Source organism: Weissella coleopterorum (genome assembly GCF_011304355.1).
GTDB classification, from domain to species: Bacteria; Bacillota; Bacilli; order Lactobacillales; family Lactobacillaceae; genus Weissella; species Weissella coleopterorum.
Window position 1 is genome coordinate 842129 of the sequence record NZ_CP049888.1, and the last position, 13883, is coordinate 856011.

The following is a 13883-nucleotide window of genomic DNA, read 5'->3' on the forward strand; positions in this document are numbered from 1 at the left end:
TAAAAAATACAGTATTCCGTTCCAGGTAATAATGAAAAATAAGATGTCCGTTAAATTAATAAAAATAATGTAGGTTTATCTTGTATCAAATGGATGTTATAAATAAATTGGAAGATTGTACAATTGGAATTGATTATCACATTTAGGAGTAGGGAATGTTCTACAGAAATGAAATACTACAAAGTATTCGTCGGATTAAATATTTTTTGGTAGGGGGGCTCCTATGTCAATAATTCGGACATAAAAATACGAATAAATTTTGAAAAACGTTTTAATTATTTAACGTACTGGTAAAGTATGTGATTTATCTAAAAAAGTGCATCCTTTAATGTTTCCATGCCATTCTAAACAACCCGTCTATACTTATCGTTTTAAACGGGATATTAATATGATTTATTTGTAGCTACGCTACAAGGGAAATTCGATCACTGTTATACCAGCGAATATAGCTATCAATGCCAGCTATTGCTTCATTAATTGTCTTAAATTCTTGAAAATTAATGTATTCACGCTTCAAAATTGAGTGAAAGCTCTCAATTCTTGCGTTATCACCAGGTTGTCCTTTACGAGAATAAGAATGCTTAATCCCAAAACGAGTTAAAGTACTTTCAAATAAATCGCTTGTATACTGACTCCCCATATCGCTATGAATAATGCTTGGTTTAACAGACTTTACTGCGACTTGATTAATGACGTCGGTTGCTAATTCCTTAGTCATATGACTTCCAACTTTATAAGAAATAACCCGCCGGGTTACGGGATTGTACACACTAGCTAGATAAACCCAAGTATTTTTAACGGGAATATACGTAATATCTGTTAAAAGAATATTGGATTGATCAGGTAATCCTTTAATTAGATTTGGTCGTTGATCATATTCAGTATGTGTTTTAGGCTTATTAATTCGTTTAGTCATCCTAGACCTAATTTTTAAAGCGTACATCTGTTTATAAACCATACGCTGGCTAATTTTAATTTTTAACTGACGATTTAATAAAATTGTTAATCGCGGGTATCCATACATAGGATATTTTAACCATGCATCTAATACCTTTTGCTTAATGAAATTGCGACGAAGAAGGGTTTTACCAGGCTTCCAATGTATATAGCCATAATAAGTCGATCGTGGAATTCTGAGGACGTTCAAAATTTTAGTAATGCGGTGCCCAACCTGTAGATTGTCATTAATAATTTTTAAGGTAGGAATACGTCCTTTGATGATCAATTTTTCGCCATAAGCACCGCTGCTCGTTTTAAAATATCAAGTTCTTCTTTTAGTTGTTTATTTTCTTTAATCAATGCCCTTTCATTTGCTGACAATACTTTCGTATTGTTAGGATCGGCTTGATTAACCCATTTAGAAACCGTTGAAACACTAACGTTGTATTCTTTTGCTAATGAATTAGCTGAACGACCAACTTTATGCAAGCTTACGATCGATTCTTTAAAGTCATTTGAATATTTGATAACCATAATAAAAAGCTCCTTTATGATGTATTATATCGAACAATTTGTCCGTAATTCCATCATAGGAGCCGGGTTAAATACTATGACAATGAGTTATACTCACTTGGAGCAAAAGATAATCTCGATGATAACGACTCTTACTTAAAATATAAACGATATTTAAATCAAAGCTTAGAGTCAAAAGAAATTTACAATGTTGCCATTGCTGGTAAGTATGGAAGTGGAAAATCATCAATTATTGATACTTATTTTAAGGATAAAAACAATTATTTACGTGTAAGTTTAGCTACATTTGATAGCACAAAGCAGGATAAATATGAAACACCAGGTAAGGATGAAGACGAAGAAGAGAATAAAGTAGATGATAAGCTTATTTTTAGTAATATCCTTAATCAAATCATATATCAAATTAATCCAAATAAAATTCCATTAACTCATTTTAGAGTAAAAAAACCACTGAGCTGGTTTGTAAAAATATTAATAATAGTATTAATTAGTTTGATAGGAGTATATTTTATTCCTATACCAACAAACATATATAGATTCGTACCATATCAAAAGTATATTCCTTTGGTAATACTATTCATTTTAATGATACTTTCTTGGAAATTAGTTGAGTTGATTGAATTTAACAAATTAAAATTATCTTTTCATCAAGTGGAAACAGAAATAAAAGTTACTCAAGATGATTTGTTTGAAACATATACCGATGAAATAATATATTTATTTGAGAAATCAAAAAAATCCGTTTTAATAATTGAAGATCTAGATAGATTTGAGAATTTAGTTATTTTTGAAAAATTACGTGAGTTAAATAATAAGTTAAATCAACATGGTAATAAAAAATGGACATTTATCTATTTGATGAAAGATGACTTATTTCATAATGCTAAAGATCGTGTTAAATTTTTTGAAATAATTATTCCTGTAATTCCCATTATCACAACGAATAATTCGTATGATAAGCTACGAAAAATTTTACCAAGTGATAATTACGCCATTGAGGATCGATTACTTGATATCTTAAGTGTTGAATTAGATGATTACCGGTTACTATTGAATATTTACAATGAGTTTATGGTATATCAGCAAAGCGATTCTAATTTTGTGAACAATAATGAATTATTAGCATTAATAGCTTATAAGAATCTACACCCATCTGATTTTGATGATTTACAAAATGGACAGGGTACACTGGCTGCAATAGTGTCTGAAGCAAAAAACAATATACAAGATCAAATTAATAGATTAAATGAAGATATACAAGTTTTAGAGACTAACTATATAGATAGCAAGTTAAGAACAGAAGTTGAATACTTTATCTTGTGGATATCACAAAATGGAAAAATTCATGATCCATTAACGTATGTAGAAGCCGAAAAATTTGTTAAGGGGCAAGATAGTATTTATTTTTCTGATAATAGTTTATCTAACTCATATAGCTCGTATGCGTACAATGATTTTAAGGAGATTAGCAATTATACGCCAAAAATAATGGATGAGAGTGAATATAATTCAAAAAAAATTATATTAGAAGAGAGAATAAATTTATTACGACAGTTTAAGTTGAAAGATATAGATATTGATGAGTTTGATTTTGAAATTCCTAATGTGCTATTAATGCTTATTAAGAATGAATATATAACAGAAAACTATCTAAGTACTATAAATCATTTTCATGGAGATCAGAGTTCTCGTTTATTTTTATCAAATATCTTTAAAGAGGAGAACGATATTGATGTATATATGGAACTTAAAGACATTCCTGGACTATTAGTAAAGCTCCAAGAAATGGATTACAAAAAGAAACAAATTTTAAACTTTTCATTAGCCCAATATTTATATGATAATGATTTTGATAAGTTTAAAATAGTATTGACTACGGCTATAGACGAAAATAATGGATTTATAGAAGGCTTAATCGATAAAGACCCTAGAATTTATGAAACTATTGTTGATCTTCATAAAAACATTAAATTTGAAATACAATATTTAGATAATGAGCAAATTAAGTATGATATCATAATGCATTCCTACTATAAAGATACAAATGACAATAATTTAAATACGTTAGGAGTGATGAGAGAATTTAATGAAGAAATTGGTATTGAGTTTTTAAATAATAGCGCTGTATATGAATCGTTAAAACTATTTTGGTTGGAACATGGAGGAATTAAATTTAAGTTTAATAATTTATCTGATATTAAAAATAAGAATTTATGGAACGATGTATTAAATTTTACTTTAATGGAGAAAAAAATATCAAATGTTAATATTTATTTGTCTGAATGGAAATTAACAAATAGAATAAAAGAGTATCTAAGAATGTTTAAATTAGAACAAGACGAATCTTTGCGATTTGAATTTATTGAAGATTCTTTGTATGACAATGAAGTTTCCTATAATTTATTTAAAGGTATTTGGAGATACTACAATGAGGAACCATTTTCTATTGATAAATATAAAACCCTTTCAACTAAAAAGGTTGAATTCCTTATTGAACACAAAATGTTAAAAATTGATACTAGTTTAGTTAATGTGATTAATAATATGGATTTGCCTATTCCACGTAATTTAGACTTACATCAATTGAAAGAGATGGTAAATACTGAAGAGATTGGATTAAATCCAGCAATGTTGATGGCTATTTTAGAAGAAAAAGATGATTTGAATGAAAAATTATTTATAAGGAATATGAAAAGTTTTACTATTGATTTTGTAATTGGATATTTTAAGAAGAATAAAATTGGGGATCCTCATTTGTCAGGCATTTACACACGGGAAAAAGGATTTCAGAGTCGTACTTTTGATAATAACGAAACGAATGAAGCAATATTAGAATGGTTCCAAAATATTGATGAAATAACAGAAATAAATATTACAAGTGCTGGACGGTTGAAGCCTAAATATACTGTTAAAAAGCTAAAATGACGATATAATACTTATAAAATTATTATGTATTACATAAAAAACACTTATTTTAAGGATGAGTGTTTTTTTATATGCCAATAGTTGTAAACTTAATAAATTGTTATTGCATACGTGTTAGTTATTACCTTACAATTGATTAAGTTAAAACTAATCAATTGTAAGGGGAATTGTTATGCTTTTGGGTGAAGTAACTAAGAATGAACCACGTAAGAAAATAATGTTAATCGATTCTAAGAGTTTTTACGCTAGCGTTGAAAGTATTGAACTGGGATTGAATCCTCTTAAATCGATATTAGTTGTTATGAGTCAACAAGAAAATACGAATGGTGGGTTAGTTTTAGCTGCTTCTCCAATGGCTAAAAAACTATTAGAGATTAGTAACGTGACAAGACGACGTGATGTACCAAGGGACCCCAGGCTTATTATTGTAGAACCAAGAATGAATCACTATATTGCGATGAATAAGAAGGTTAATGATATTTTTAGGCAATATGTTTCTGAAGAAGATCTTCATCTTTATTCCATTGATGAATCCATATTAGATATAACCCCTAATTGGAACTATTTGAAATATAAATTTGGTCAAGATTTAACAATGACCAAAATGGCACGGATTATTCAGTTGTATGTTAAAAGAGAGTTAGGGATATATTTAACTGTATGTTAAAAGAGAGTTAGGGATATATTTAACTGTTGGTATCGGAGAAAGTAATTCAATGGCCAAGATGGCATTAGATATTGAGGCCAAACATGCCAAAAGTTTGATTGGGGAATGGTCGTATGAGACGATTCCTGATAAGTTATGGCCGATTACTGATTTTGATGAAGTTTGGAGTATTAGAAGAAAGACTTCAGCTAAATTAAAGCATTTTGGGATATATTCAATGGGTCAATTGGCTAATACAGATCCGACATTTATAAAGAATAAATTTGGTATCCGTGGGGAAGAATTATTTGCTTTATCCTGGGGTGTGGACCGTAGCGTTGTTTCGAAAAAGCATCATGTTAAAGCTGGTAATATTTCTAACAGCCAAGTTTTACCAAGGGATTATTCTAATGTACTTGAAATTAAAAACGTCATTAGAGAAATTGGTGAACAAGTTTCATCACGATTACGATCAAAAGGGAAGCAGGCCGGGGTTGTATCACTGTATGTAGGATACTCGTTTACGAGTGCGGAGGAGTTTGGTAGTAAAGGATTTAATGCACAGATGGCGATTGATTCAACAAATAATTCAAAAATGATTGTTGAAGCGTTGAATAATATTTTTAATAAGCATTATGAAGGCCAAACAGTTAGGCATTTAGGTGTGTCTGCGGGTAAATTAGTAGATGAGGGTCAAGAACAACTGGACCTTTTAACAGATACAACGAAACAAGTAAAAGAACGAACCATTGATGAAACAGTAGATAAAATAAGAAATAAATATGGGGTTACATCAATTGTTAAACTATCTTCGCTAGGGGAAGGTGGAACAATGATTGACCGTGCTGGATTAGTTGGTGGTCATAATGGAGGTAACGCATATGGCTGATATGAGTCAAACACAAATGGAACGTGCAAAGCAATTTTTTGAACATGAGTATCAAGAACGTGGAATGGTGAAGTGGCAAGGATATTACTTATCTGATCATACAGAAAATGTATCAGACTATACCCAACAAAGAAAAAATAAGATGGACCAAAAGTTAATGCCTGAAATGACACTAGAAGAAATTTCAAGCGTGTTGTTTGCGGCGTATGCCAATCAGCAAGCAGTTAGTGTCCAAGAAAGAGCAGTTATTGATGGGATAGTCCCAGCGATCATTTCTGGAGTTGTTAAAGGATATGATGAAAATAATGTCTATATTGGTGGCGTTAAGTTGAACCTGGAAGATATTAATTGGGCTAATGTAAAATAAATGTAAATGATGAAGGTTCACTGTAGTAAAGAAAATAAATATTACAAGTTCTGGGCGATTAAAGCCTAAATATACTGTTAAAAAGCTTAAATAACGAGATAATACTTATAAGATTGTTATGTCACATGGAAAACGCGCATTCTAAGGATGGGTGTTTTTTGTATGACGAAGTTACAATAAGTATGAACAAACGGTCAAACCGAACGTGAAAGCGCATTCAACAATTCGGACATCTGGCGTATTAAAATCTTTCAACCATATTTTATAATGAAGGTGTTAATTCAAGATCGAAAGATTGAATCAGGAGAGGTATCGATATGGTTAAAAAAATTTGGATTGATTGTGACCCAGGACATGATGATGCATTAGCTATTTTGACAGCATTAGCTTATCCAGAGAAACTGAAACTTTTGGGAGTATCAACAATTGGAGGAAATGAATCTTTAGACAAAGTAACGAATAATGCAAAGAATATTTTGCATTTATTGAATGCTAAAGTTCCATTAATTCCTGGTGAGAGAGGACCATTGGTTAAATCATTAAGGAGTGCTCCAGAAGCGCATGGTGAGAGCGGTATGGATGGTATTGAATTTGTTGAGAATGATTATCCAATTTCAAAAACAAATTTAATAGAATATTGGTATCAGCTATTAATAGACAGTATAGAACCAATTACAATGGTAGCAATTGGGCCGTTAACCAACTTGGCTTTATTACTAAAAACATATCCTGAAATTAAAACTAAAATTGAAGCTATTTGTTTGATGGGCGGAGGTATAGATCATGGTAATATTACACCCGCAGCTGAGTTTAATATTTACGTTGATCCTGAGGCAGCTCAGATTGTATATCAATCAGGTATTCCAATTGTTATGGCTGGTCTAGATGTAACAGAAAAATCATATTTAACACGTTTGGAAATTGACCAACTAAAACAACATGGATCTATTTCACAAAAAATTTATGGACTTTTGGATTTTTATAATAAATCTGGCCGTCAATTTGGGTTTGAAGTTAGCCCAATGCATGATTTATGTACGATTGTATATTTATTAAATCCAGAAGTATTTAATGGGAAAAATTATTCAATCGAAATCGTGACAGATGAGGGATTAACCCGAGGAATGACACTAGCTGATTTAAGAAAAAAACCAGTAGTTAAAAATGAAACTTTTGTGTTATTAGAGTCTGATCGAGAAAAATATGTAACATATTTAATGGAAAGTTTGGCATATTTTGATCAAAAAGTATCGATGAAAGAGGGGCAGTGAAATGACTAAAAGAGTAAAAATTCGTGATATTATTTTAAAAGTTATATTAATTATTGGATTAGGAGTAGGGGTCTATTTTTCATTTCAACAAACGTTTCCGGCAATTTTAAATTCATCAGGTAAAATAAGTCAAAATGTATATATTTGGGCATCAATAATTGCTATGTTTGCGGGATTTATTAATATTTATTACACAACAAAGCGGGATGTTAAATTTATTTACCCGGACTTAATTAATTTGGTAACTACGATTGTTGCTTTATTTTTGGCACAAACATATTCAATGATGCCTTTGAGTGTTTGGGGGATTATCGTTGGTTTCATTCAATATTTTGACTGGAAAAATAATGTAACTGAAAATGGAGAAACTAAACTATTACGGATGGATAAAAAAGCAGTAATCATTATTATTGTTGGAATTGTTGTAGCATTGGCAATTGTTGCCTTTCTGATGATGATTGGGCATGAAGGACAAGGATTGATTACAGGTGCTTTTACAACCGGAACAGGGTTAATCGCAAGTTTCTTATTAGCAAAACGATACTTTGTTGCTGAATATATTTTCTTTGTATTAAATATTTTAATGCTCTCAACATATGTTATCTCAGGACAGTTTATGTTGATGATTATTCCATTGGTATATTTTGCCAATAACATTGTTTTCCTTGTATTTAATCGAGTTAGCGATTTTGAATAAATGTTGATAAGACCATAGTAAATTACTGTGGTCTTTATTTATTAGACATAGTAGACATGAGTCAATTAAACTTATAATAAGTAGTGATTATTATTTTTAGGAGAGTAGAGCTATGGATCATTTGGATTTAGATCATATTTGGAATCTTTATAATGACGATCAAGAATTTAATTATAAAATGATTAAAGATTTTGCTGACCAAAATGGAAAACGGATGAAATATGAACATGGTTCACAATTAGTAACAGCTGGAGATGAACCACAATTTGTTTATTTCATTGTTAGTGGAACGGTGGGTGGTAAGAAATTGTTTCTTGATGGAAGTGAGTATAGTTATTTTGAGGTAGATAATCAGAGAGGAAATATTGGTTTATTAGAGTTATTAGCCATGAAAAAGCACTATGTTGTCACAATTAGATGTATTACTGATGTAGAAGTTGTAAGAATTCCATCAGCATTGATCTATTTAAAAATTATGGAAGATATACAGCTTTTACGAAGCTGTATAAGGTTAGTAGCTAATGATCTATATAGTTCTTCAAATCGTGAAGGTCGTTTATTTCATTTAAAAGGTGTAGACCGCTTACGCTTACATTTATTAAGATACTATGAACAGTCAAAGACACGTCAAGATTCAATTATAATCTATAATAAAACTCAGAGTGATTTAGCTGCTCAAATTGGTCTGAGTATTCGGACAGTTTCACGAGCATTGAAATTAATGACTGAGCAGGAAGAGATTCAATTATGTGGTCGTAAAATTAAAATAAGTTCACAAAACTATTTAAATATTGTGAACAGTATCAATAATTTTGTTGAGTTTGATGCAGATAAAAAAGAGGATTAACCTTAAACGTTATAAAATTAATACGTAACAGTCGTAGTGTTCAATTTTTTTCCGTAAATTAAGAAATTGTTGTAAAACCCACAAATTCAAAGGAATAGTAAAAGAATGCCGAGGATAATTTTGATGATAAACCTTCAATTCATGAACGACCATATTCCTACCAAAAACGAAGCTGGTTTGCTAAATGAGAAGGCGGTTATTGATGGGTTAGTCCCAGCAATAATTTCTGGAGTTGTTAAAGGATATGATGAAAATAATGTTTATATTGGTGGTGTTAAGCTGAGCCTGGAAGATATTAATTGGGCCAATGTAAAATAAATGTAGATGATGAAGGTTCACTTTTACCAGTGAGCTTTTTGTTTTGGGATAAATTACAATAATCACACATTTTTTAAATTTGTTATGTAACGTGATATAAAAACTGTAGAGGTAGAATCTATGGTAAATCAAGTAACGTTAAGTACACAGAAAATAGGTGAACGTCCGCCAGACATTATTGTGAAACATGGCTTTAAAGTAGCTTTTCAGAGTTTTGCAGATTATGTTTTAGATCATAATGGAAAAGAAGAAGGCATAACCAGTGTAGAGAATGATTATGATGTTCTGTATAACAAGTTAGAACGTAAAAAAGGACAACATGATAATTTTGCCGAGTATGTATCAAGACATGATGTAACTGCTTTAGAAGATGGGGTAGAAAGTGAATTATTACCAGTTTTTAATAGTAAAACCAATAATATGACAATGGATGATTTCAAAACTACCAAACAACATTTATCTGATGCAGCGAAACGGCACAATATTATGTGGCAAACCTCAATTTCATTCTCGGATGAGTTCTTGATTGAGGAGGGGTTGATGGATAATGCCGTTGATCGTAGAATTGATCAACAACGGATGAAAGACGTGATCAAAAAAAGGATGCCTCAATTACTTGAAAATGAAGGTATTTCAGAATCCGCAGAATGGTTTGGAGCGATTCATTTACGAGGCGATATTAATGATAAGCACGTCCATATTCATATAGCTACATTTGAACCCGGTGAAACTAAACGTCCGATGGTTTATAACAAACTTACAGGTCATAAGGAACCCAGGGGTAAGATGGTATATCGTAATTTGGATAATTTCAAAAAGGGGATATGGCGAAATATTCGTAAAAGTGAATTCTTGTTAAGAGATCGGGAAATATTAAAAGATGTTGATCGTGGAAAAAATGAGATTCGAGAAAAATTTACCAATCAAATTATTGAATATCGAGAATTAAGCCAGTTAAATGAACTAATTCGGGTATTACCCGCTAGTGAGAAACTATGGAGAGCCAAATCAAATGCTGTAGATATGCAATCAGCAAATGAAGTGGCCTATGGGATTGTTGAAAAATTCTTAGAGGGAAATGGTCAATAAGAGTTTGATAGTTTCAAATTAAATACTGAGAAACTCCAAGAAATATATGAAATTGGTTTTGGTGATAGTAAGAAGAACTACAGTGTTGAACGTATCAAGACATTAAAAGAGTTAATGGTTAATCAAATATATAAGGAGATTAAAGCGTTACCTCCTGAGGCATTTGATAAAGCGATCTCTGTTGAATTAGAATCATTAAGCGATGAAGAGATACAACGTCGTAAAGAACAGTTAGAGGCCCAAATTAAGATCATTAAGAATAAAGATAGTTTAGATAATTCGGAACGTATTAAGTTAAAGCAATTGAAGAAACAATCAGGATTGGTTAAGAGTGTTATCAAACGGCAAAATTTAACTGCGGATTTAGAAATAAATAATAGTGAGTTAAATCAGTATCGTAGATTTTTCTTTAGTGGAGTTGAAGGAAATGCTTTTGAATTTGTTAATTTTAAAATTAATCAATTGTCAGATCAGAATCGATTAATCCAACTACAACTCAAACCAACTAAGACTTTAACACCAATGGAAAAACAACGACGAGATGCATTAATGCAATCCCAGGTAAACATTCATCAATTATCACCAGATAAAATGACAGATGACCAGTATAAGCTATTAAAAGAAAATAGATTGAAAGAAGTTGAATTACGTCAGAAGTTGAAAATAAAAGATTTTAAAATTAATTTTGGATTACCAGGTGATATTAAGTTAAACGTTGAGGTAATTAATAAACTTCAGGATGAAATTAAAATTTTGGATCTGAAAAAAAGTGTGCGAGAAAATAACATAGCGTTAGGTTCGGATGTTCAGTTAGATGTAAATCGGATGAAAGAACTTAGAAAAGAAAATTCAAAATATTATGGGGAGATTGCGGAGTTAGAAGGCCGAGAAAATACGTATATTGATTTTGAGAAGGAAAACCTCCGACGTGCCAAAGAAAAAGAATCCAATAGATTAAAACAAAGTTTTGGTTTAAATAAGAAATTCAATTTACGTGGGGAAGAAGAATTAATCGGGGCCTTAGTCACGCATTAAATGATGCTAATCGTGGCGAAAAAATTGCTTTAAGTGAATATGAACGTGAACAAGCAGAACTAAAGCGCCGTGCAGGTATTTCAAGATAATTTATGGAATAAGGAGAATTGAATAATGAAAACAGTAATAATTGCTGAAAAGCCTTCGCAAAAGAAAAAAATTAAGGAAGCGTATGATTCAGGTAATTTCCCTGAATTAGGTGAAGTCAAATTTGTGAATGCACGTGGCCATCTATTTGAATTGAAAGAACCAGAAGAATATACAGATACATGGGATCGTAAAAATACTGATGGATCTTGGAAAAGTAATGATCAAGTGTTGAATGCATTACCAATTATTCCAGATGATTGGAACTATCGTTTAAAACGGGAAGCACGGTCAAAAAAAGGACAAAGTGTTTCAGCATTATTCAAAGACATTCAAGCAGCGGTAAAGTGGTGTGATCAGATTATTATTGCGACTGACCCAGATTCTGAAGGAGCAGCGATTGCCTGGAAGATTCTTTGGAAAATACCTGAGTATCAAGACAAAGTGATTAAACAATTAGAATTTAATGCACAGACCATTCCCGATTTTCAAAAGGCCTTTCGAAGTTTAGGTGAAGGAAAAAACTATATTCCAATGGCCTATCAAGCAATGGCACGAGAAAAGTCCGATTGGTTAGTTGGAATGAATATTTCTAGATTAACAACATCAGTATTGCAAAAACAAGGTTATCGAGATTATTTCCCAGTAGGACGAGTTCAAACGCCGACAGTTGGATTGATTGTTAAGAGAGAGCTAGAGATTCAAAATTTTGATGGAAATGAAAATTGGCGAATTATATTAGTAGACCAACCAAATGATGTGAAATTTAATGGAAAAGAAAGTGAAACCTGTTTTACACCCGAAAATGGGGGAAAGGCTTCCGCTGAAAAATTATTGAGTATATTGAAACAAGGTGAAAGTAAGGTAGTTGATCTTAAGACTGAAGCTAAGGTTTTATCAGCACCAAAGCTATATAAGTTTTCAAAACTGATGGCGGATGCTTCACGTCGTTTTAAATTCTCACCTGGAAAAGTGAAGAAAATTTATCAAAAATTGTATGAAGATGGTTGGGTTAGTTACCCAAGAACTGATGAAGAGAAAATTGCACCTTCAGAATTTAAGTACTTACTAGATAATGTCAATAAATTCTTAGAAATACTTGAAATTAATGATTTTCATGTAGCTAACACAATCCCTGATAAGCGATATGTGTCTGAAGGTAAGTTGGATCATTCAGCCAATATTCCTTCCAGTCAAATTCCAACGGTGGCACAAGTTAATAGTTGGGATATGGAACAACAAAAATTGTATAAGATGATTGTATTGCATACGATGTTGATGTTTGCGCCAAAAATGTCCTTTGATGGGACAACCGTTACCGTCAACAATAGTAATCTTTTATTTACAGTTAAAGGGCAACACATTAAGGATCAAGGTTGGACTAAGTGGGATAACAAGACCAAGAAAGACAAAACCTTGCCAGACTATCAACTAGGACAAATATTGAATTTAACCCCAACGATGAATCAAATGAATCCACCCAAACGGTATACTGAAATTGATATGACAGATCATGTATTGGATTCGAACGGACTAGGTCGCCCATCTACTCAAGCGATGATTTTAGAAAAAGTTGAATCAACGTATTTGAATAAGAATTCTAAGAATGCTGAATTATCACCCAAGCCACAAGCATTTGTGTTGATGGATTTTCTAAACGATACTAATTTAGCCAGTCCTGAAATGACAGCTAAATGGGAAGAATATTTGGATAAGATTGGTGAAAATAAAGATAATGCGAGTCAGGAAGTGTTTGTAAAACAAACTGAAGGCATGGTCAATTCACTGATTAATGATTTGAGTGGTAAGATTGGCACGTTTGGTGGTGTTAAAGCAGCACAAGACAATGAAAGTTCTAAAAAGACAATTAAAACAGTCTTTGGGGAATTTAAGTACACATATTTTGAAGGTAAAGGTAAGTACGGTACTTACTATCAGTTAAAATTGTTCAATATTAGTACTAATGAACTCGAACATGAAATTGGTAAGAAGCAGATGTTATATGCGCTAAACATGAATGAAGATAAATTGGTGAAACTACTAGAAACCGGTAGATTAGGTAAGACAAAGTTTGAAACCAAGGAAAAGAAAAAATATAGTGTTGATGAATTAACATTAAATCCAGATTTCACAGTAACCAAGCATGCAGAATGGATAAAATAAATATAATACTAAGCAATACATTTTCGCTTTAACACAATTGTTAGGGCGATTTTTATTTACATTTTTAAAATATTAA

At 31.5% G+C, this 13883-nt stretch carries 9 protein-coding genes and 2 pseudogenes; 10 read left to right on the forward strand and 1 reads right to left on the reverse strand.

Annotation, left to right across the window (positions count from 1 at the left end):
* Positions 1–403: 403 nt before the first annotated feature.
* A protein-coding gene (locus tag G7084_RS04410; protein WP_166009179.1) for an IS3 family transposase occupies positions 404–1473 on the reverse strand; the annotation gives its coding sequence in 2 pieces (ribosomal slippage) (positions 404–1257 and positions 1257–1473; 1071 coding nt in all).
* Positions 1474–1626: 153 nt separating this feature from the next.
* Here G7084_RS04410 and G7084_RS04415 point away from each other — a divergent pair.
* The 10 genes and pseudogenes from G7084_RS04415 to G7084_RS04460 form a co-directional block, all read left to right on the forward strand.
* Positions 1627–4398: pseudogene (locus G7084_RS04415) on the forward strand (YobI family P-loop NTPase); the annotation flags it as partial.
* A gap of 172 nt (positions 4399–4570) precedes the next feature.
* Positions 4571–5933, forward strand: a pseudogene (locus G7084_RS04420) (Y-family DNA polymerase).
* The gene (locus G7084_RS04425) at positions 5926–6300 is read left to right on the forward strand and encodes a hypothetical protein (RefSeq protein WP_166010404.1); all 375 of its coding nucleotides are present in this window, start codon (positions 5926–5928) and stop codon (positions 6298–6300) included. The pseudogene G7084_RS04420 and the gene G7084_RS04425 overlap by 8 nt, the downstream one beginning before the upstream one ends.
* Positions 6301–6617: 317 nt before the next feature.
* Positions 6618–7571 carry a nucleoside hydrolase gene (locus tag G7084_RS04430; RefSeq protein ID WP_166010406.1) on the forward strand — a complete coding sequence of 318 codons (954 nt, stop codon included), beginning with the start codon at positions 6618–6620 and terminating at the stop codon, positions 7569–7571.
* A 1-nt stretch (position 7572) separates the two neighbouring features.
* Positions 7573–8268, forward strand: coding sequence for a nicotinamide mononucleotide transporter (locus G7084_RS04435; RefSeq protein WP_166010408.1), 696 nt, complete (start codon positions 7573–7575; stop codon positions 8266–8268).
* Between the two features lie 112 nt (positions 8269–8380).
* Positions 8381–9115, forward strand: coding sequence for a Crp/Fnr family transcriptional regulator (locus G7084_RS04440; RefSeq protein ID WP_166010410.1), 735 nt, complete (start codon positions 8381–8383; stop codon positions 9113–9115).
* 141 nt (positions 9116–9256) lie between these two features.
* Positions 9257–9433, forward strand: a complete 177-nt coding sequence (locus G7084_RS04445) for a hypothetical protein (protein ID WP_206212032.1) — start codon at positions 9257–9259, stop codon at positions 9431–9433.
* 120 nt (positions 9434–9553) lie between these two features.
* Positions 9554–10522 (forward strand): relaxase MobL, encoded by a 969-nt coding sequence (mobL, locus tag G7084_RS04450; protein ID WP_166010414.1) that lies wholly within the window; start codon positions 9554–9556, stop codon positions 10520–10522.
* Positions 10523–10636: 114 nt separating this feature from the next.
* Positions 10637–11557, forward strand: a complete 921-nt coding sequence (locus G7084_RS04455) for a hypothetical protein (protein WP_166010416.1) — start codon at positions 10637–10639, stop codon at positions 11555–11557.
* Between the two features lie 114 nt (positions 11558–11671).
* Positions 11672–13807 carry a DNA topoisomerase gene (locus G7084_RS04460; protein WP_166010418.1) on the forward strand — a complete coding sequence of 712 codons (2136 nt, stop codon included), beginning with the start codon at positions 11672–11674 and terminating at the stop codon, positions 13805–13807.
* Positions 13808–13883: the final 76 nt, after the last annotated feature.

Bases quoted from the DNA above. Each gene is read 5' to 3' on its own strand.
- G7084_RS04425 (WP_166010404.1), top strand. From the start codon at position 5,926: ATGGCTGATATGAGTCAAACACAAATGGAACGTGCAAAGCAATTTTTT.
- G7084_RS04430 (WP_166010406.1), top strand. From the start codon at position 6,618: ATGGTTAAAAAAATTTGGATTGATTGTGACCCAGGACATGATGATGCA.
- G7084_RS04435 (WP_166010408.1), top strand. From the start codon at position 7,573: ATGACTAAAAGAGTAAAAATTCGTGATATTATTTTAAAAGTTATATTA.
- G7084_RS04440 (WP_166010410.1), top strand. From the start codon at position 8,381: ATGGATCATTTGGATTTAGATCATATTTGGAATCTTTATAATGACGAT.
- G7084_RS04445 (WP_206212032.1), top strand. From the start codon at position 9,257: ATGAACGACCATATTCCTACCAAAAACGAAGCTGGTTTGCTAAATGAG.
- mobL (WP_166010414.1), top strand. From the start codon at position 9,554: ATGGTAAATCAAGTAACGTTAAGTACACAGAAAATAGGTGAACGTCCG.
- G7084_RS04455 (WP_166010416.1), top strand. From the start codon at position 10,637: ATGGTTAATCAAATATATAAGGAGATTAAAGCGTTACCTCCTGAGGCA.
- G7084_RS04460 (WP_166010418.1), top strand. From the start codon at position 11,672: ATGAAAACAGTAATAATTGCTGAAAAGCCTTCGCAAAAGAAAAAAATT.